The 20,851-nt window shown below is 61.0% G+C and carries 14 protein-coding genes; 8 read left to right on the top strand and 6 right to left on the bottom strand.

The window, feature by feature from the left end:
• Window positions 1-1,081: 1,081 nt before the first annotated feature.
• The 5 genes from ACWTU9_RS29515 to tssK all read right to left on the bottom strand — a co-directional run bounded on the left by ACWTU9_RS29515 (window position 1,082) and on the right by tssK (window position 10,491).
• A complete protein-coding gene (locus ACWTU9_RS29515; RefSeq protein ID WP_455861395.1) occupies window positions 1,082-2,707 on the bottom strand; it encodes a hypothetical protein in 1,626 nt (541 codons plus the stop codon).
• A gap of 161 nt (window positions 2,708-2,868) precedes the next feature.
• Window positions 2,869-6,444 carry a type VI secretion system membrane subunit TssM gene (gene tssM, locus ACWTU9_RS29510; protein WP_455861394.1) on the bottom strand — a complete coding sequence of 1,192 codons (3,576 nt, stop codon included), beginning with the start codon at window positions 6,442-6,444 and terminating at the stop codon, window positions 2,869-2,871.
• A gap of 10 nt (window positions 6,445-6,454) precedes the next feature.
• The gene (gene icmH / locus ACWTU9_RS29505; protein WP_455861393.1) at window positions 6,455-7,738 is read right to left on the bottom strand and encodes a type IVB secretion system protein IcmH/DotU; all 1,284 of its coding nucleotides are present in this window, start codon (window positions 7,736-7,738) and stop codon (window positions 6,455-6,457) included.
• Window positions 7,728-9,128 carry a type VI secretion system-associated FHA domain protein TagH gene (gene tagH / locus ACWTU9_RS29500; protein ID WP_455861392.1) on the bottom strand — a complete coding sequence of 467 codons (1,401 nt, stop codon included), beginning with the start codon at window positions 9,126-9,128 and terminating at the stop codon, window positions 7,728-7,730. The genes icmH and tagH overlap by 11 nt, the downstream gene beginning before the upstream one ends.
• A gap of 25 nt (window positions 9,129-9,153) precedes the next feature.
• The gene (gene tssK, locus ACWTU9_RS29495) at window positions 9,154-10,491 is read right to left on the bottom strand and encodes a type VI secretion system baseplate subunit TssK (protein ID WP_455861391.1); all 1,338 of its coding nucleotides are present in this window, start codon (window positions 10,489-10,491) and stop codon (window positions 9,154-9,156) included.
• A gap of 228 nt (window positions 10,492-10,719) precedes the next feature.
• Here tssK and tssA point away from each other — a divergent pair, with 228 nt between their 5' ends.
• The 7 genes from tssA (at window position 10,720) to tssG (ending at window position 17,955) form a co-directional block, all read left to right on the top strand.
• Window positions 10,720-11,721: a type VI secretion system protein TssA gene (gene tssA, locus ACWTU9_RS29490; protein ID WP_455861390.1), complete on the top strand. Its 1,002-nt coding sequence runs from the start codon at window positions 10,720-10,722 to the stop codon at window positions 11,719-11,721.
• A gap of 16 nt (window positions 11,722-11,737) precedes the next feature.
• A complete protein-coding gene (tssB, locus tag ACWTU9_RS29485; protein ID WP_455861389.1) occupies window positions 11,738-12,289 on the top strand; it encodes a type VI secretion system contractile sheath small subunit in 552 nt (183 codons plus the stop codon).
• A 3-nt stretch (window positions 12,290-12,292) separates the two neighbouring features.
• On the top strand, window positions 12,293-13,786 hold the full coding sequence (gene tssC, locus ACWTU9_RS29480) for a type VI secretion system contractile sheath large subunit (protein WP_455861388.1): 1,494 nt from the start codon (window positions 12,293-12,295) through the stop codon (window positions 13,784-13,786).
• Between the two features lie 104 nt (window positions 13,787-13,890).
• Window positions 13,891-14,424 carry a type VI secretion system tube protein Hcp gene (locus ACWTU9_RS29475; RefSeq protein ID WP_455861387.1) on the top strand — a complete coding sequence of 178 codons (534 nt, stop codon included), beginning with the start codon at window positions 13,891-13,893 and terminating at the stop codon, window positions 14,422-14,424.
• An 86-nt stretch (window positions 14,425-14,510) separates the two neighbouring features.
• On the top strand, window positions 14,511-15,011 hold the full coding sequence (gene tssE, locus ACWTU9_RS29470) for a type VI secretion system baseplate subunit TssE (protein WP_455861386.1): 501 nt from the start codon (window positions 14,511-14,513) through the stop codon (window positions 15,009-15,011).
• Entirely contained in the window at window positions 15,011-16,897 is a 1,887-nt protein-coding gene (gene tssF, locus ACWTU9_RS29465) for a type VI secretion system baseplate subunit TssF (RefSeq protein ID WP_455861385.1), read from the top strand. The genes tssE and tssF overlap by 1 nt, the downstream gene beginning before the upstream one ends.
• Entirely contained in the window at window positions 16,861-17,955 is a 1,095-nt protein-coding gene (gene tssG, locus ACWTU9_RS29460) for a type VI secretion system baseplate subunit TssG (RefSeq protein WP_455861384.1), read from the top strand. The genes tssF and tssG overlap by 37 nt, the downstream gene beginning before the upstream one ends.
• Before the next feature lie 38 nt (window positions 17,956-17,993).
• On the opposite strand, the gene ACWTU9_RS29455 is transcribed toward tssG, so the two are convergent.
• The gene (locus ACWTU9_RS29455; protein ID WP_455861383.1) at window positions 17,994-18,332 is read right to left on the bottom strand and encodes a hypothetical protein; all 339 of its coding nucleotides are present in this window, start codon (window positions 18,330-18,332) and stop codon (window positions 17,994-17,996) included.
• Between the two features lie 145 nt (window positions 18,333-18,477).
• Between ACWTU9_RS29455 and ACWTU9_RS29450 the strand changes: the two genes are divergently transcribed.
• Window positions 18,478-20,505 carry a type VI secretion system Vgr family protein gene (locus tag ACWTU9_RS29450; RefSeq protein WP_455861382.1) on the top strand — a complete coding sequence of 676 codons (2,028 nt, stop codon included), beginning with the start codon at window positions 18,478-18,480 and terminating at the stop codon, window positions 20,503-20,505.
• Window positions 20,506-20,851 lie beyond the last annotated feature (346 nt).

Here is a 20,851-nt window from a genome sequence, read left to right as displayed (position 1 = left end):
ATCCTCCATGACTTTCCGCGTGGTCAGACCATGGCGGTACTGCTGCATGAGCCCAAAAAGCATTCGGCCAACGCATGCACAGTCATCGACTTGCGGCTGAACTCAGCCGGTTGATCCAAGGAAGTTTCCACACGGGAAAACCCTTCCCTAGGATGCCGCAACAAGTTTCATGTACGGGCCTTCCCAAGTGGCGAGAGAGACCCTTGCCGCCGATAGACGGTTAGAATTCTGACCACGGCAGAAGTTGACGACGGATGTTTCGCAGTGGGATAGCCGCCGACTTTTTTGGTCCTCTACTTTTTGCCTCCGTTTGCGCCGTCGCGTCCTTTACGTCTCGCGTCGTTCCGAGCATCGATAGTCTTCATGCTGACTTCGCCGCGGTCCGTCGCCGCTAAGCTGACCCATAAATTTAGGCTGCGTTCCTGATCGCAACGGAGGTCAACTTGAGGAAAGTGAAAAAACGGCGTCAGCATTGGAACGGCCGCACCCTCTGGTGACGCCCTGGAGATGACGAACCGTTGAAAGAAACCCCTGGGGAGACAGTCTGAGCGTCGCATGCAGACTATGCCGGGTCGGTGTCGTTCTCGACCAGTTGTCCGAGTCCTCATGCCCCGGAGAAATTCGCGCTAGGCAATTTGTAAAATCCATGCGCAGCGGTCGGCCGGGAGGCTCGGTGACAATCGGCATGCGAACTGTCCCCGGCGGGGGCCAAGCCGTGGCGCAAATTGAGATTCGCGGCTTCGGCGATCTTACGGCAGGATTGTTTGCCCGAACTCAAAGCCGCCGTTCCACCATGACCACCTGCGATCACCACCGCAGAAAAAGCGTGGTCACCGGCCAAAGACCGGTGACCACTTGTTGCTATGCTGCCCAAGCGCCTTATTGCAGTCGCCCACTCCTGAGAACCGCCCACAAGATGGGCGCCTGGCTGGGGGCGCCGCAGGGACGAGTTTCGTGCGCTCTGCAGACAGGGTTGCGGTACAGGCTGGTTGGCCTCTCCTGCGTCTGCGGCAGCTGCGATTCATTCGCAAGCAGCTTATCACACCCCGAGTTGCTGGTGAGCGCGCCGCAGGTTGAGGGACTACGCCGCCGGTGTAGCCGCCGTGGCGCTCCAGGTCTTGAGGCGCTTCAGCGCGCTGCCGACACCGACAAGCGCCTCCCGCAGCGTCTGACCGACGGTGCCCTGAACCTCGAATGGAGGCTTATCAAGTAGGGCGACGGTGCTATTGCTATCGAGGTAACTTAGGTACTTCTGGGCTAAGGCTTCGATACGTTTGATGGCGTCCGATCTTGCCTCACCTTGCTGCTCCCCGACGGCGGTGAGTTGCTCCGATAGTTCTCCGTTGATCTCGAGAAAGATGTCATCGACATGCCTCCAGGTACCGCCGAGAGCCTCCACATTCACTATCTGGCTGATCCTGCTCTTCATCTCGTCCTTCTGCTTCAAGGCGGTTTCCAAGTGCGCGTTCCATGCGGCCTTGGTGCTTTCGGCCAATTTCGCGGGGAAATTTTCCTCTTCCGGCTTGTCGGCCTTCTCGAGGCCAAGCAGGGCGATCAACTTGACATCGTTATGGAGTAGCTGCTTCACCGCGGCAATCAGACGCTCCACAATCTCGCTCCTGCGTGCCGCCTGGTCTTCTCCCTTGGGCCACTGCGACGAGACCATCGTCGCGATCCTCTCAGGGCTCGCCATTTCCAGAGAATAAGGAAGCTGTCGCTCTTGGATCTGTGTCTTGGCCAGTTCGAACAACGTCTCTATGACCTCGTCCTGATCGAGGGTGTCGGTCGAGACACTGCCGAGATAGACCCCGTTTACCACGGCCCCTTGGCCGCCACCGTCGACTATGCCCGTCTCATCCTGTTGCCTGCGGTCGATCGGTCGCCGCCTCTTTGCGTCCTGCAGATTTAGCAGATTCTCAGGGTATGCCAGCATCAGCAGCAGCCGACTGGTAAAGTTGTGCAGCTTTGCCTCCTGCTCTTGCGGCGGCGTCGCAGCCAGAATGGCCTCGAGCCAATCCGAGATCTTCTTGTTCAGCGGGGCCGATTCAGTGGCCTGCGCGGCGCCGATCTGGCGACTGAGGCTTAGGGCGTGAGTGGAAATAGTCGCTGCCGCAGCGGCGATGCCCTGTTTTAACACGTCCGAGAGAGACTGCTCCGGCCCCCTGTTCCCATCTTCGATCGTGCCTGTTCGTCCCGTTTCATCAGATTCCGCGGCTTCCTGCGGTGTCGCCATCGGATCTTCCAATTTCTCATCGTCGTCGGCCGGAAGGTAGCGAGAGTTCTCCTTAGCTTTCGCCTCGAAGTGCTCCATGTCTTTTGCCGTTAGCACCCCAGCTTCCTGCATGTCAGGCAGAATGATGCTGAAGGCTTTGAAATACTCCCGCATTCTCTTTTTGACCTGCGGGAATCCAGCCTTGCCACCGGGCGTCAACCGCAAGACGATAACGCCCTCTTCATTCAGTCTGCCCGTGCCTCTGGCGAGAAGTGAGAACTGGACTGGCTTATGGACTTCTGTCCCATTTTTATAAGGCATTGCTCTTAGCGCTCCTCTCAACGCATCGAAGCCACTTTTCCTAATCAGGACGACAGTCTTCTCCTCTTCCCCAATAGTTCCGACCGCAAAGCAGAACTCCAGATCGGCTCTGGTCTTCGTCTGTTTGATGAGGTTGTGGAATGTCGTCGCTCTCTTCTTATTGTGCAAGGCCATTGTTTATCTCCAGTCTGGCTGTCCTAGGTTGAGGTACGTGGTGAAAGTCGGTTATGCCGAGCGTTTCGGGCCGCAGGCCCGCAGATGAAGCAAGCGCGCATCGGCACGCACCTGAAGCCGCAGCCCTTCTCGGTCGCAGACTTTTTCTGCTACGCGGGCGTTCAAAAGAACTGCGGGCATCGGAATTGAGACAGCAGATTGCTGGACAGCGGGTTCATCACACTGTCGGCCTGGAGTACGAAAATGCCCCAATGGCGGCCTGCCTCCAGTCGAACTTGGATACGGTCGGCGCCCCCCAAGCGCCGCGTTTGCGCCCGTTGCAGCAAGCGAAACAGCGCCCAGGCTCCGCGTTCGGAGATGATCGTGTGCTCGGAGCCGATGAAGGTGACCGAGGCCCCGCCGGATGCTGGCCAGCGGAAATGCATCGCGGTGCCTGCTCCTCGCCGCTGTTCCAAGCGCTGATTGTCGATATTGACGACGACCGTGTCGGTCAACGGGTCGGTCTTGGCGACGGTGAGCTGGAATCCAACGGACGGCTGGCTGCCGGCATCCTGGAAAGTGCTGTCACGTATCGCGGCCGCCCGTTCGAACTGAACCAAGGTGCCGGGGTTGATCGGGAAATCGGCACCTCTCGTGGGCAGACCCTTCCACGAACTTTCGGGGCTGCCGGCAAGCTGGGGCCGATGCTGCGCGAAGAAGGTGTCGATCGCGCCATTTCGGCCGAACAGCTGCGCAAAATCGCTCAAAGGGATATCCCGGTTGGATCCGCGGGTGAACGGATACCTTCCCTCGGTGGCCCGCCGGCACAACTTGCCGGGACCGCTAGCCCAAGCGCTCGCCAGCTGATGCTTTGCGTTGCTGATGGAAAGATCCGAGCTGCGCCGGCCGATGCCGAGGATCCATTGCTGGATCGGTTCGGGCAGATTGGCGGCTCCCGCCTCGATCTGGCGGATCGCCGCGGCCGCCCGATCGCTGTGTAACGAATTAGAGCCTGCCAGCCCCTGGGTTTCACTCAGCGAACGATATAACTCGCCGAGGTCCCGGATAGCGCTGTCAATCGGCGCCTGCGCACCTGCCTGCCCGTCTGCCGGCACGTCAACGAGCTGGTGCAGCCATCGGAAATGATTATGCAGATACAGTCGGGCGTGGGCTGCGGGGGTGTCGGTCGACGGCCGCGAGTGGAACAGGTCCGCGAGCTCGCTCGAGCGCTCCTTCCCCTGGGCAGCGCCGTCGCCTTGCGTCGAGGCATCTCTCGGTGTCGGCGGCGGGTCGAGCTTGGTCTCCTGCGCCGCCGCGGCAAGGAAGAGGCGCATGGGGGACGTCGGTGCGCTCAGCGCATTCAAAGTTCGCAGCACGTCATCGACGGTCCCCATCGGGCGGACAGAGATGTCGCCAATGAGCTGATCCCAGCGGAACGCCAACTCCTGGGCATAGAGATCAGCGGCCGCGCGCTGCAGGTTCTGGCTCGTTTCACTGCCTGCGGGGGGCGCGACCGCCCGTGCGTCGAGCACCCAGGCGTCGGCAGCAACTTCGTCCGCGACCTGGGGCAGCAACGGCAAGAAAGTCCCAGTGAATCCGGCCCGCGTGAAGACGCCGGGAACTCCAGCGCTGAGCGGCTGCCCCGATTTGCGGATCAGGACGCCCTCCGGCATCGGTCCGGCATGGTCGGACAGGCGCCAAGTTGGGGCCTGGGAGGCCTGGGGGCTAGTGGCGATGATGTCGAGGACGCGACGAGGCATTGAGATGGTCTGGAGTTTCGCGCGGGTCCTCTCGATCAGCTCGTCGTTAAGCCAGACATTGGATACTCGCGTCTCTAGGAGGGCGTCGAGGTGATCAGCCAGCGCGCGGCGTAGGCCGGCCTCGGCCGGATACAGAACTTCCCAGTCAAGAACCATCCAGTTCTTGATGAACTGGCGCTGGAGCGGACCCTGCTGGCCTAGCATCAGGTAAACCTTCAGCGCCTGGTAGAGGAACTGAGGATCGTCGTGCCGTTCTGCTAGCAAGGTTTCCAACCGGAAGATCAGACGCGGCAGCAGGACGGTGTTTAAGCTGCGCCGATAGGCGGCCTGTGCCTGAACCCCGACTTTTTTGGTCTGGTCGAGGCCTGAGCCTGCGAAGCGATCACCCGCCTTGTCGCCCTCGGCGCTGTTGCGCAGCCGCTGGAGGAGCGGCAGGATTGGTCGTAGATCGCTATTGTCGACCCGGTCGAGTTGCAGTTTCTTGGCGGCCTCGACATAGCTGCTTGCCGCTAGACGAACACGGTCGATCAGGACAAGATTCCGAGCATAGCTGATCATCCAGAAGGCGCTGGCGGTGACCATCACCGCCGTAATGATCGCGTAGATGCCATACCGAAGCTGCCGCTGGCGCCGTTCGGCACGAGGATCGGCTTTGACGAGCCCGGCTTCGGCGAAGATCACCTCGCTGAACAGACGGCTGATGAAATAGCTGCGATTTTGCCGAGGACCGACAGGACGGGCCAGCCGAGCGATATTGAAGGCCCGGGATCTGGCCTCCGCAACTCGATCGAACGGCGTGCCGATTTGAGTGCCACTCGCGAAATAGATGCCTCGAAGCATGATCGGCTGCTCGAATGAATTGCGAGCGAAGGCCTCGTGGAGGAAATCTCGGGTAATATGCTTGAGGCTGGCGACCTGCTGTGGGAATCCGAATACGAGCGCGCGACGTTGAATGTTGCTCTCTTGCTGCATTCGTTCAAGCAATCTCTCGTTCAGGCGGCCAACCAGCGCGTCGTATTGCGCCACGTAAGACGCCATCGGATCGCCTTCGCCCCGCGAGAGCTCTTGCGCGAAGGTAAATCCCCACACGGCCTCCCGGCCCTCGCGACCAAGATCGTCGAAGAATTCGAAAAATCCTGCGATCAGATCGCTCTTCGTGAGCAGCACATAGACCGGTACCTGGAAGCTTAGCTCCCGGTACAGCTCGAGGACCCGCTGACGGATACAGTTCGCTTGGTCCAGGCGCACCTCCTCAGAGGTCAAGCTCAGCTCGCTGATCGAGATTGCAACCACAACTCCGTTCAGCGGCTGCCGCGTTCGGTAGCGCCTGAGCAGCCGAAGAAAGCCAAGCCAAACCTTCTTGTCCCGCCCCGGATCGGCCTCCGGTGTCAGGTATTCTCCGGCTGTGTCGACGAGCACCGCTTCGTCTGTGAACCACCAGTCGCAGTTGCGCGTGCCGCCGATCCCACCGATGGCTCTGCGGCCGACGTTTTCCGCAATCGGAAAGCTGAACCCCGAATTGACAATGGCAGTGGTTTTCCCCGATCCGGGCGGACCAATCATCACATACCACGGCAGTTGATAGAGCCACTGCCTACCGGTGCCTCCCGCGAAGCGGCGCGCTTTGAGTGTGGCAAGAGCCTCGCGAAAACGAGTTGAAATGACCTTCAGCTCGCTTTCCGCCGTGGCGCCGGCCCGACCTCCCGTCCTGTCGGGGGAAACCGAATCGTCCCCCTGCCTGCTTTCGGTTCCAAACCCGTTCAGCACCTCAGACACTCGTGACTGGGCGAGGTTTTCGAAACGGGACTGGATCATGTAGATTGCGGTGTACCCGACCGGTATCAATATCGACGCCAAAATCTGGCTGCCGAGGCTGTCGAGTGGCGCAAACCCTCCGATCGAGACCTGCGGTCCGAGCGTAAAGATCAAAGCACAGATGATGCCTGCTACGCCCGCATGGAGCCATTTCGAGTGGAGCGCGCGTTTCAATGACTGCATGAGCTGCTTCTCAATTTGGCTTACTGAGGCTAATTTCGATCCGGCGATTCAGCGCACGGCCTTCTGGCGTTTGGTTCAAGGCGAGCGGCTCCGTGCTGCCTCTGCCCTCTTCGCGCACGCGCCCTGGCTCATTCATCGCCGCTTTAACAATGTCGCCGGCGATCTTGGCACGCGCGAGCGAGAGGTCATGGTTTGAGGGGAAGGTGGGCGATCGGATCGGCATTGAATCGGTGTGCCCGGTTACGAGGATCGCTCCTGGCTGATCGTTCAGCGCGCGGCCGATCCGCATGAGAAGCGGCACGAATGCACTTTTCACCGTCGGGCTGGCGGGATCGAACATCGCAGAGCCGCGGATCGCAACAACGATCTGCTGCGCGTTCTCGGCCACGGTGATGAGCCCTGTGCCGATTTCGGGCGCGAGGTGTTGCCGCAGTCGGTCGACGGGCATCACGCTTGGGTGTGGCGGTGCGATCCTGGCCAAACTGACCGTGCCGCTTGGCGGCAGTGCGGCGAGATCATCGAAGACGGCATCAGAGCGGGCGTGGAGTGCGAGCAGAAGACCGGTGTACAGCGACAGAAGGAGCGATGCCGCAAGTGCTGCGACGGCCCAGGTGGGAACGAACTTGCGAAGCGGTTTCGGTTCATCATGGCTCCCCCGCCAATGTGGGGAGAGATCGCGCTCGAAGTCACCTCGGGCCGTCCGGATTAGGCGGTAGACGTCTTCGCACACCACAATGTGCTCGGAGGCTCCTCGCGCAGCGACCCGGAAGCGGCCTTCGAAGCCCAACCTCATGCAGTAGTAGAGCAGCTCCAGCAGTTCGACATTGACCGCCGGATCCCTTTTCAATTGCGCCAGCAGGTCGAAAAAGCGGTCGCCGCCCCAGGTCTCGCTGAACAGCGAACCGACCATGCTGCGCGTGGTCCAGATGCTTTGGCTTCCCCACGGTGTGTTCAGAATGATGTCATCGATCGTCGCGCACAGGGTGTATTTGCTGATCTTGATGGCTTGCGATGACAGTCGCAGCGGCGTGATGCGACGCTCAAATTCATCGATCTCGCATAGCACTCTGAGGCGCAGAGCTTCGACGTCGCAGGGGCTGGCACCGCTCTTGAGCTGAGCGCACATGCCCAGCAGCGCCGCTGCGGCCGCGACGAGCGGATTAAGCCGCTCCAGCGCAAGCCTTTCCCAAAACGGTTCAAGCGACTCAGGCGGTGGCGACGGGAGAGCGGATAATTCTTCGGCGCCAAGGCTGGCGGGCGGGCGGGAAATTAAGACCGACTCCTCAATCGACATAGCTATCCAACTTGTCCTCACGAAGCGGACGCTTTCGTGCGCGGTCCGGCGGTTCGTCGAGATCGGCTACGGCCTCGCGATACGCCCGTGCGAAGTCGGCGCCAAAGCTCCGGAGCGTGTCGTTCTCGATGCTGGAGATGGCGTCGTCGAAGATCCGGCGATACGCGTCCCAGCTTCGGGCCTTCTTGTTTCGTGGCCAGAGTGACCTGGTCGACCCAAGCGCCTTCTCGATTGCTGTGGGCGACAGACGTTCATGGATGCAAAGCAGAGCTTTCCGCAGCGCCGCGAGCATGAACGCCTCATGCGCCCTGATATCAGCCAATGCTTGCTCGACTGCGGCTTCTCCGTGCAGAAACCCTCGGGTGTCAACGCACAGCGCCGCGTGCAATGCCTGGCTCGCATCCAGCATACAGCTTAGAGGGTTGTCGCCGGTCCGCGCGACGGTCGTGCGCTCAAGGCCGTGTCCCCGCTTCGCGGGCTCGCGCGCGACGAGGATGGCATGGAGACCAGCGAGAGAATGGAGCAGCATCCTGCCCGCACGATCCATCACGGTTGTTATGTCGGCTATGCCCATATCCGTGAGCGATAGGCCGCAGGCGGCAAAAAAGGCAGCGATGGCTGATCGACAAGTTTCATTTTCGAAATCGGGCTCCCCAGGGCCGATCGATGGGGACGGCTCGTGCGGCGCTTTCGGCTGCGGACGGGCGGGGGCGGCCTCTAGAGAACGGCCAATGTTGATCCTGATGAAGTCTGGGGCAGTCGCCGACGTCCCTGTGGTGCCTAGCTCTGCGACGAGATCCCAGTTTTCGGGAATCACCTCGGGTTTCGCCGGCGCGAAGATGAGGCGCTGATCCTGGGTTTGGTCTGCATAAACATCCGCCGGCCGTGCGCGCGAGCGCATAACGCCCGAGAATTCGTCTAACCGCGCATCGAAGTCCGGCGCTGGGAAGAAGTCGCCGTCGGGTTCGCGCAGCAGGAGCTTCTCGCGTCGTGCGGTGGTGCCGCCCTCCCCAAGCGGCCCTGCAGTGTGCCAGTCATGGTCGGCTGGATTCTTTTCTGCGGATGTTGGATCCGCGGCAACGACCTCGATCCTATAGCAGCCGATCTGGATGACGTCGCCGGCCTTGAGGGTCACTGGCGTCTCACGCGGCAGCGCCTGCTGGTTCAGGCACGTGCCGCTGCTGCTGCGGTCGGTCAGCATGAACCGCCCGTCGACGCACTCGATCGAGCAGTGATGGTTGGAGATGATCTGCCGATGATCCGGCAGGACAAGACCGTTGTCCTCGGCCCGGCCGATGGTCAGGCCGCCGCTCGCTTGGATCAGCCCACCTATACCGAGAGTCTCCGCTGGCGGGGATTCGGTATTCTCTACGCGTAGAACGACCTGCATGCTGGATACCAAATTACTGTGGCTGCTAGTGGTTTCGAATGGCCCAGAGCGCCATGTCGAGATTGGGGAAGTCGCCAGAGACGTGCAGCGCCAAACCGGCGGAGGCGGGCATTTCCTTCCAGAAGCGGCTCTGCTGATCGACCTCGAAGTAGGTCACTCCAGCATGGAAGGGGATCTGCCGCGGCGCGACCGGGAGCGGGTTGATGATGATGCCCGGCAGCGCAACATTGACGAGCTCTTTGATTTTTTCAGCCGGCCCAATCTTGATTTGTGTGGGGAACTCGCGCCGGAGTCGCTCGGCCTCGACATCAGCCCGGGTCGCCAATACGAAGCTCGCGGTGGTAAACAATGACCGGTCGGCAACCTCGGCGATATGAACGCCATATTTGTGCTGCCGCAACGGCAGCGGCACCGCCGTCTGTTCGAGCGCAGCGCTCAGCGAGGCCCTGATTGACTGGATCGCCGGCATAACTGTGTCTGCGATGGCCTCGTGCTTATAGCCGCCGAAGCTGGGGGGACGCCTCTCGGCCCGGGCATAGGTAGCCAACTCGCCGGACAGCTGGACCAGAAGGCCATACAGCGACTCGGGATTCACGATCGCGGCTGTGGAAAGGTGGCAGAACAACGGCTCATAGCGATTGATCGCCTGCAGCAGAAGAAAGTCGGCGACCTCCGCCGTTCCGCGCAGGCCTGACTGCGAAACCCGCGCAGCCAGGGCCTCGCCGCGATGGTGAAGCAGACCAGTGATCTCGGTGATGTAGTTCGACAGGACGCGCGAACTGGCGCAGTCGGGCGTGGGCGGGACATGCGACTCGTCGAGAACGACCCGCCGGTCGGCCCGGACCTCGATGAGGCGGGCGATCGGAAGGCAGGCGAACGCCGCCCGATCCGCCGCGTCCGGCACGATGTGAAAGCGCAGCCGTGCCACCTCGATGGAGGAGCTGTCCTGCCCGCGGGCATGTGTGTCAATGAGGTCCTGGCCTGCAACCGCGAAGCGGATCGGGGCGTCCATTTCTGTTCGCTCTGCGGTTTCAACGGCTCCGGGCTGATAGAGCGGTACCGCCAAGTGGACGAGCGAATCCCGAAGGTGTTCGGGAACCTCGTAGGGCGTTGGCTGGTCGGCGTCGTCAGGAATGCTGAAAGGCGTGCCGTCCTCCATAACGCCACGCGCGGCTTCGATTGCGATCTTGCCCAGACCAAGCAGCTCGCGATTGAGCCGGAGCTCGGTGAGGCCCCATCCGTAGCCACGCAAAACGGCGGTTCTGCTGCGGACAAACCGTTCGAAATAACGATCGTTCTGCTGAAAATGGTGCGGCCGCAGGAACAGCCCCTCCGACCAAACGACCTTATTTTCCCAAGACATCCCGCCTCGCCTCGCGTCATCCGATGCACCGACCGTACGTGGGCACACTAGCGCGCTTTCAGCACTTCCCCTCCATGCGTCGTTGATATCCAGCCATTCGCGGCTGGAATGGAATGTTGTTCGCCGCCGACATGACGGCATACCAATCGCGCATGCACGATGGCGCGTGAAAGTTGCTAGATCCCCGGAACAACGCGAACCTGAACGTCGGGATGATCAGGATTAGCCATGCTCAATGTAGATCAACTGTCGAGGCCGGTCAGCGACGGCAACGCGTGCGGGGATGCTGTCGACTACGATCTGAGCTTCCTCGAACTTGAGATGGCTTCGCAGAGCAAGCCAGCCGAGCAGATAGGCAGCTCCGTCATAAGCGAGCAGCCCCCCGACTGGCGCGAGGTCTGGCGGCTTGGCCTCGATCTTGCTGCCCGTACCAAAGACCTACGCATCGGCGTCTTGCTTACACGCTCCGCTCTCAGCCAGTTTGGCTTCTCCGGCCTGCGCCAGGGCCTCGAGCTTCTCGCGGCTTACGTCGAGCTCTACTGGCCACAGCTGCATCCGCGGCCCGATCCAGAGGACGATGGCGACCAGACGGTCCGTCTCAACGCTCTGGCGAACCTCTGTGACCCCTCCGCGCTCTTGGCGGAGATCCGCCAAGTTCCCCTCACCGCGTCCAGGCAGTTCGGGACCTTTACGCTTCGCGATTGGGTGGAGGCGCAGCGGTCGCGGCCCGGTCAGACCGATGCGGCGACAATCGGCCTCGCATTCGCGAACACCGACCCCGACCAGCTAGACCACGCCAGCGCTGAGCTCGAGGCCAGTCTCGTTGCTGCGACCCACCTGGATACGAGCGTCAAGAAGCACGTCGATAGCGTCGGTTTTGATCCCTTGATCGCTCTGCTTCGCCAGAACAAGGACCTGGTCGATCTCCATCGCAGAGCGCCTCACCCCACAGCCCTGCCGCTCACGTCGGTAGCCTCGGCAGACGTGCCGCTTCCCGCAGAGATCCGCAACCGGAACGACGTCATTGAAATGCTTGGCCGCATTTCCCGCTGGTACCAGGTCAACGAACCGGCCAGCCCTGTACCAGCCTTGGTCCAGCGGGCGAAGCGACTCGTCTCCAAGGACTTCATGGCTCTGCTCATAGAGCTCGCGCCGGAAGGCGCCGCGCACTACCGGTCGGTCGCCGGCCTGAGTGCCGACGAGGGCGCTGACACCGGTTGCGCCCGCTAAATGGAGAATGAAATTGATGGCAAAGTCGAGCAGTCAAAAGTTCATCGCGCGAAACCGTGCCCCTCGCGTCCAGATCGAGTACGACGTCGAGACCTACGGCTCGACCAAGAAGGTGCAGCTCCCCTTCGTGGTCGGCGTCATGTCTGATCTCGCCGGCAGTCCTTCCGAGCCGTTGCCCCCCCTCGCCGAGCGCAAGATGATGGAAATTGACGTCGACAATTTCGATGATCGGCTCAGATCGCTGAAGCCGAGGGTGGCGATGCGGGTGCCGAACCGGTTGACAGGTGAAGGTCAGCTCGCCGTCGACTTGACCTTCGAGGGAATAGACGATTTCTCCCCGGCGGCCGTGGCGCGCAAGGTCGGCAGCCTGAGCAGGCTGCTTGAGGCGCGAACGCAGCTTTCAAATCTGCTCGCCTACATGGACGGCAAGAGCGGGGCCGAGGACCTGATTGCTCGCTTCCTCGCCGATCCAACACTGCTGAGGGCCCTCAGCGTCCACACGACTGATGCATCCGATGAGCTGGCGGACGCGTCTTTGATTCCGTCCTCAGACACGGAGGAGAACTGATCCATGACGTTAACAGCCACACTGTCCGGCGAGGTGGAAGTCACCGGCGTCGATCCAGGGGATTTTACAAGTCTGCTGCACCGCGAGTTCAGGACCCGCTCCGGCTTGGCGCGCGACGCGGTGGAGCGCGCCGTCACAACCTTGGCCAGGCAGGCTCTTCAAAACACATCTCTGATCAGCGATGATGTGGTTGAAACGATCCAGTCGATTGTTGCCTCGATCGACGAGAAGCTGTCCGCGCAAATCAACGAGATCCTCCATCATGAGGCGTTTCAGGTCCTGGAATCGGCCTGGCGGGGCTTGCATCACTTAACGTGCAACAGCGAGACGGACGAGACCTTGAAAATTCGCGTTCTTCCGCTCTCGAAGAAGGAGCTGTCTCGGACCCTGCGAAAATACAAGGGCGTCGCATGGGATCAGAGCCCGCTGTTCAAGAAGATATACGAAGAGGAATATGGGCAGATAGGTGGTGAGCCCTATGGCTGTCTCATTGCCGATTACTATTTTGACCACACACCGCCAGATATCGAGATGCTATCGGGGATCGCGCAGATCGCGGCGGCGAGCCACAGCCCGTTCATTTCTGCCGCTTCGCCGCATCTGCTGCAGATGGACTCTTGGTGCGAACTCGCCAATCCCCGGGACATTACGAAGATCTTCCTAACGCCCGAGCACGCCGCTTGGCGAGCGTTTCGCGACAGCGAGAACTCCCGCTACGTTGCGTTAACTTTGCCGCGCACCCTCGGTCGACTTCCTTACGGCGCCAAGTCCAATCCGGTCGAAGAATTCGCTTTCGAGGAGGACACGGATGGGGCCGACAGCACGAAGTATCTCTGGACGAACGCCGCTTACTCGATGGGCGTAAACATCACGCAATCATTCAAGCTCTACGGGTGGCTGTCCAGAATCCGTGGTGTCGAATCCGGCGGCCTCGTCGAGGGCCTACCGGTGCACACCTTCAGCAGCGACGACGGCGGCGTCGACCTCAAATGCCCGACCGAGATCGCGATCAGCGACCGGCGCGAGGCCGAGCTCTCCAAGAACGGCCTTCTGCCGCTGTTGCATCGCAAGAACACGGACCTTGGCGTATTCATTGGCGCTCAGACCGTCAACAAGCCCCTCAAATACGAAGATCCGGACGCATCAGCGAACGCTGAGCTCAGCGGCAGGCTACCCTACATTTTCGCGACCTGCCGCTTCGCTCACTATTTGAAATGTATGGTCCGCGACAAGATTGGCACCTTTAAGGAACGCCACGAGGTCGAGGAATGGCTCAACCATTGGATCCAAGGCTACGTCCACCCCTCGCCTGAGCTGGGCAGCGAGGACAGCAAGGCTCAGCAGCCGCTGTCCTCAGCCGAGGTCAAAGTGCATGAGGTCGAAGACAATCCCGGCTACTACACGGCCAAATTCTACATGCGGCCGCACTATCAACTGGAAGGCCTCACCATCTCTCTGAGGCTGGTGTCGCGCTTGCCGTCGATCAAAAAAGACTGAGCGACAACGGCCCGCTTGGGCAAAGAGGGTACGGCACAAAGCTGTCTAGACACGAACGAAACGCACGAACTCGTCCACAGCCACCAGAGTAAAGAAGGTTCATCATGGCATTCAACGCGGTTATGAAGTTCACGAAAGAATCTAAGGACGGCATCCTGCCTAAGGGCGAATCCATCATCTTGAAGGACGCTATCTCGCTTGCCGATGAATGGAGCTTCTCGCTCGAGAACAAGCTCAACATCGGCCCCCATACCTCCGGCGCGGGGTCCGGCAAGGCCGAATTCGAGGTCTTCACCATCAAGAAGCATGTGGATACCGCCTCTCCGTCCCTCTACGTGGCCTGTGGCTGCGGTGCGCATTTCAACGACGTGGAACTGAAGCTCTTCAAGGCGACGGGCAGTGGGATGGGCACATCCGAGTCGAACCTGTTCCTGCACTGGAGTTTCAACATGCTGGCGGTTGAAAAAATCGAGTGGTCCTATGCGGAAGATGCCCCCGAGGAAACGATCTCCTTCCGGTTCGGCGCCTGCAGGATCATCTATCATAGGCAGGATGATCAGGGAGCCCTTACCAAGGCTGGCGAGGGCATCTGGAACCAAATTGCGAACGACAGAAACTTCTATCGGCTTATGGGCTGACGACGTCGCTGTCATGGACGGGTGTGTTTCTGGCCAGGTGCCACGGAAGGCAGCCGTCGCCCTTTCCGCAGTTTGGAGTTTTGACCATGGCCACAAGTTTCAAGCGGAACCTGGTTCAGCCTTCCCTTCTCGACCGGCTCACCGACGACGAGCCGCGAAGCGCGTCTGAAACGCATCACAAGCGCAGGTTCTCGGTCCGCCAGCTACATGAGGTGATCCTGCGCGACGTTTCGTGGCTGCTGAACACCAACCAGTTGGCTGCAACAGTAGACCTCGAGCCTTACCCCCACGTCGCCGCCAGCACCCTTAACTACGGGGTCTGGCCGGTCGGCGGGCACATCCGCGAAGGCATCGATGCGAACGCCCTCCGAAATGAGATCGCCGACAGCCTGCAACGTTTTGAGCCGAGGCTTTTACCAGACAGCGTCAAGGTGACCGCCCTGAACGACGATCAGAACCGCGGCAGTCTTCGCTTTAAGATCGAGGCTGATCTGTGGGCGCGGCCAGTGCCGCTGCGCATCGTAATGCAAACCGAGGTCGACCGGGAACTCGAAGTTGTCCGCGTGGCTGATCTGGCGCGGCGATAATGGATTCCCGGCTCCTTCGCCTATACAACGATGAACTGGCCTACATGCGGGAGATGGGGACTGAGTTTGCCCGCGCCTTTCCAAAGGTTGCGGGCCGGCTTGGGATGGAGGCGGCCGGGACCGCCGATCCCTATGTCGAGCGGCTGCTGGAAGGCTTCGCCTTCCTGGCAGCGCGGGTCCAATTGAAGCTGCAGTCACGGTACCCGGACTTCACGCAGCACCTGCTGGAGCTCGTCTATCCGCATTTTTTGCCACCGATCCCTTCTATGACAATCGTTCGCTTCGAGCCGGACCCCGAGGCCGGACGGATCGAGAACGGATATGTGGTGCCGCGCGGCACCAGGCTCCAGAGCCAGCTCGCTCCGGGCGCGGTCACCCACTGCGAGTTCCGCACGGCTCACGATGTCCATCTCTGGCCGATCGTGGTGGGGGCTGCCGACTACTACGCCACGCCGGGGCAGCTTTCCACCTTGGATCTTCCGGCCGGGCAGAACGTGAAGGCTGCTTTGCGGCTGCGCCTTCGTACGACCAACGGAATGCCGTTCAACAAGCTCGCCGTGAAGGCCCTGACGCTGCATCTTGCAGGACCAGGTGGGATCGCCGCATGTATCGCCGAACAGCTTGTTACCGAAACATGCGCCATCGTAGCTCGGCCCATCATCCGCCCCACCCCTTGGCAAGAGAACGTCCCGCTTCACGCGCTGCGGCATCGCGGGCTTGAGCCGAACTTTTCCCTGCTGCCCGAGGTCCCACGCTCCTTCGACGGCTACCGCCTCCTGCAGGAGTATTTCGCCCTCCCGGAGCGAACGCTTTTCGTCGAGCTCGGCGGGCTGGCCAAGGCCGTGGCGCTATCAACCACGGAGAGCCTCGAGATCGTTTTCGTGCTCAGCCGCGGCGAACCGCGAATAGAACGTCATCTCGGGCCTCAGAATGTCGTTCTCTTCGCGACGCCGGCCATCAATCTGTTTGAGCGGCAGGCAGATCGCGTTCACCTGAGTGACAAGAACAACGAGCATCACGTCGTCGTAGACAGGATGAGGCCGCTCGACATCGAGGTCCACTCGATCCTTAAGATGAGCGGCGAAGGCGAGAGCAGCGAAGCGGCCCCCATTGAGTTCCTCCCCTTCTACAGCATCAGCGCGCATGGACGCGAGGAGCAGGACTCCAGTTACTACACGATCCGGCGAGAGCAGCGTCTGCTGTCGGAGCACCAGCATCGCAATGGCGTGCGGACCGGCTATTTCGGCAGTGAGACTTTCGTCTCCCTGGTTGATCGCCGGGCGGCTCCACATTCGGCGGATCTCCGCCAGTTGTCGGTTCGATGCCTTTGCTCGAACAGGGACCTGCCGCTGCTGCTGCCGATCGGCCAAAAAGAGACGGACTTCACCTTGGAAATTGGCGCCCCGGTTACGGCCGCGCAGTGCCTCTCGCCACCGAGCCGGCCTCGCCAATCCTTTGCCAACGGCGATGTGGCTTGGAAGCTGATCAGCCACCTATCGTTGAATTATCTCTCGATCACCAATTCCGACAACTACGGCTATCAGGGCGCGGAGGCAATGCGCGAACTGCTACGGCTTTACATCGACCCGGATGATGCCTGCGCCTCACGGCAAATCGACGGCATCCGGGAGATCCGGTCGCGCTCGGTGGTTCGGCGTCTACCGGGCGCTGGACTAGCTGCGGTGGCGCGGGGAATCGAAATCAGTGTCACTTTGGACGAGGCCGCCTTTGAAGGTGTCGGCATATTTCCGCTCGCCTGCGTGCTCAACCAATTCTTCGCGAAATACGTTGCGATCAACAGCTTCACTGAGATGGTCATCTCGACGCTGCAGCGCAGGGGAGTGATGCGATGGCCAACGATGACCGGCCGCCGGGCGATATTGTGATTCCTGGCGCGCTCGCCCAGTTTCTTGGCGCGGTTGCGGCCGAACCGCATGCCTGCGACTTCTTCCAGGCACTGCGGCGGATCGATGCCGTCTGCTCAGATCGGCCGCGGCTGGGGGAGTCGAGCAGGCCCAGCCTGGATCGGGTGCGGATCGGGCAGCAGCCTGCGCTGGCCTTTCCTACACGGTCGATCGCCGGCGTAACAATGGCGGGCGAGAATCATCCCGCCAGAATTTCCACCTACGTCTTGGGGTTGTTCGGACCCAACGGTCCCCTGCCCTTGCATCTGACAGAATACGCTTTTCTCCGGCAGCACAATGCAGCCGACGAGACTCTGGTCCGGTTTGCCGACATTTTCCATCATCGCTTGGCTTCGCTCTTCTTCCGCGCCTGGGCGGAAAGCGAACCCACCGTCAGTCATGACAGGTCATTAGACGAAGATCGCTTCGCCCAGCAGCTGGGCGCCCTCGCCGGCTTCGGCACACCCTGCTTGCTTGCGCGCGATGCTATGCCTGATCTGGCCAAATTCCACTTCGCCGGCCGCCTCGCCTTACAGACCTGCAACGCCGAGGGGCTCGCGGCCATTCTCGCCAGCTTCTTTGTTGCGCCCATGGAGATCTGTGAATTCGTCCCCCAATGGGTCGAGCTGCCCCGCAGCTCGCTTTGCCTCCTGGGCCGCGACCCGGGCACGGGCACCCTGAGCAGCACAGCTACCGTCGGTGCCAGGCTCAGGGTCTACCACCACCGCTTCCGCATCATAGTCGGTCCGCTCGGGCTCTCTCAGTACGAGCGGCTCCTGCCCGGGGCTTGCGGTCTCAAAACCATGGCCCAGATCATCCGTAATTATCTCGGAGATGAGCTGGACTGGGATGTCAACCTCGTCCTTCGTCAAGAGGAGGTGCCCGAGGTCCGGCTGGGTCGCAGCGGCAGGCTCGGCTGGACCAGCTGGATGGGAAAGCGAAAGACACAGCGGCACGCCACCGACGTGACTATCAGGCAGACCGATCCCGACCCGACGACCGCTACCTCCTCGCTCGAAATGCCCAGGTGGAGTCCATGAAGGGCATCACCCGCGCGAATCTCTTTGGTGAGCTTAGCCTATTGTGCATTGCCGCGATCCACAGCGCCACGGCATTTTGCAAACAGCGCGGCAGCGCCTATGTTGAGTTGCTTTATTGGCCACTCCAGCTCGATGGCCTGGCCCATTCCAATTGCGGCCAGATCCTGAGTAGCTTCGACATTTACCTGGGCACTCTGGCGCGCGACCTGACCCGAGCGCTCTGCCGGCTGCCACTGGGCGCCTCCACCATCCCAGACCCCATCGGCAAAGTGACCCCCCAGGCGTGGCCGATCGCGACGGTTGCTTTCAGCAATGATCGGATCCGCTCGGGCGGCCATGCCGACCGGCACGTTGCTTGCGGCGCTCTGCCGGGACATCTTAGGGGAGCATCGAGACGGGCCGCCTGGTCAGGGCGCTCTGCATCGCCGACTGGGATAACGGCTACCTGTTCATCGGCGGGTCTCCAGCCGGGTCCCTTCAAGGCGTTTCGGCGCCCTCGCAGCAGACCCGGGGAGCACCATCATGGTCCGTCCTAGCATCGAAAGCCTCTTGCAGCGCAATCGCTCTGCTGCGGTGACCTCGGCGGCGTTCCAGGGGAATGAGGTCTTCCTGGGTCAGCTCAGAGGCGCCGAACAGCTGGGCGAGCCATTCCGCTACGACGTGGAGCTCGCCAGCCCCCATCCCATTGAGAACTTCGCTAAGGTGCCCGGCCAAAGCCTGACGGTGGGCCTCAAGCTCAAGGGCTCGGGAACGCGCTTCTTCAACGGCGTCATTACTCGGTTCCAGTATGTGGGCTTCGACAATACCGAGCACCTCAACTACGCGGCGCAGGTGCGACCTTGGCTTACCCTGCTCGATTACCGGTCCAACAGTCGCATCTTCCAACACAAGACCAGCATCGAGATCATCACCACAATCTTTCGAGAGCACAAAGGCTGTTTCAAGAATCACACGGCCGGACAATTTCCACGGCGTCCATATTGCGTTCAGTACGACGAGACGGATCTGGCCTTCGTCAGCCGCTTGATGGAGCAGGACGGCATCTACTACTATTTTGAACATACTGAGAACCAACACACGCTTGTGCTGGTCGACAACGCCTCGAGCCACAAGCCCTGCACGCCGGAGATCGTGGAAACCCACCACAATCTAAGGCCTGCCCGAAACCTGTATCGAGAGGATGTGATCCTGCACTGGGACGAGGTCGTATCACTGCAGCCAAACACGGTTGTCCTCAGGGATTACGATCATGAGAAGCCGACGGCGGAGCTCACGGCGTTCGCGCGCGTCCCCTCGGTGAAGATCGGTGGCATCCCACGCCGCAAGAGCGCGGTATGCGCCTTCGCTCAACCTTCCGGCGGCGCGTCGGTCTCGGCGCCCCAGACACCGGCCGCCGCCGACCGGTCGTCAGTGCTACAGGAGACCTTCGTCTATCCAGGATGCTATACCGAAAAAAGGGACGGCGATTTCTACGCCGCCATCCGCGCCGAAGAGCTCGCCTGCAATGCCTACCGCGCGCGTGTCGAAAGCACGGCACGCCAGATCACAACGGGATCGATCTTTAAGGCCGCGAACCCTTTTTACTACGGTGATGTAAGTGCTCGCCCTCGGCCCAGCGATCGCTTTTTGGCGGTCGCGACTGATTTCACTGTCATCGCAGAGGTAGCAGACAATCGCACCGGGATAGCCAGTGCCGAGCGGGAGGCGGCGTGCTTCCTCTATCACAGCACGGTTGAGGCCATTCCCGCGACCACGCAGTACCGCCCGCCGCGCCGCACGCCGGCGCCGGTGATCCGAGGTCCGCAAACGGCCGTCGTTGTGGGTGCTAAGGGCGAGACAATCGCGACGGACGAGTACGGCCGCATCAAGGTCCAGTTCTTCTGGGACCGGGAGGGCAAGAAGGACGAAAACAGCTCGTGCTGGATCAGGGTTGCCCAGAGCTGGGCCGGCAAGGGCTTCGGCTGCCTTGCCATCCCTAGAATCGGTCATGAGGTCGTTGTGGACTTCCTCCACGGCAACCCTGACTGGCCCTTGGTAACCGGCGTTGTCTACAACGGCTCTAATCTGCCGCCCGAAACCCTGCCGGCCAACAAGACGCGGTCGACTTTCCGGACCCACACCGATCGCGGCGCGGCGGACGCCTGTAACGAGCTGCGCTTTGAGGACGAACACGGTCACGAAGAAATCTATCTGAAAGCGCAGAAGAACCATACCGTGGAGGTCGGCAATGTCTGTTCCATCGATGTAAAGAAGCGGTTCCTGCTGAGCTTGGACCCGGCCACGACGGCCACACCCGAGACGTCTGGCAGCCGCATCGAGGTTACGCCCGACAAGATCCGCTTCGTGGTGACAGGTGTGACCGGCCCACAGGCCATCGAAATCAGCGACAAGGGCATAGCCATCATCGGCAACATGATCGGACTGGTGGCTACGCCCGCCCGACTGGGCGCCATCGTCTGCATCCCCCCACCGACACCAGGTCCGCCTGATCCGATGATGGTGGAGGTTATGGCTACGATCGGAGTGCCGCCAGTTGGAGCATCGGACTGAAGACGATTTCGATAAGTTCCAGCTCTCCCTTGGCTCCATGCGTCCGCGTTGCGGCCTGCTGGATGGATGACAACTCCGCCGCCACTTCCCGCCAGCGACTTTGCGTCATCAGGCTGCGGTCCGGATCGTCCGTACCGCTAGACTGGGCTTCTGCCGTAATGCCTTGCCTGATTGTCGCGCTATATGGAGGTGCTTTCGACGTCTGCCGTCGTTCACGCGCTGCTGTTGTGAGTGGCCCACCCGCAACTATTCGCAGCAGAGTTGACTTGCGGTGAGGGGGTGCGTGTTTCAGAAATTCGCGGACACCCATTCCGCTAATTCGCGGACAGCGATTTCAGTAATTACG

It is taken from the genome of Mesorhizobium sp. 128a, assembly GCF_053848025.1.
The sequence above is the reverse complement of the archived record's forward strand: the minus strand, read 5'-3'. Positions and strand labels throughout refer to the sequence as shown.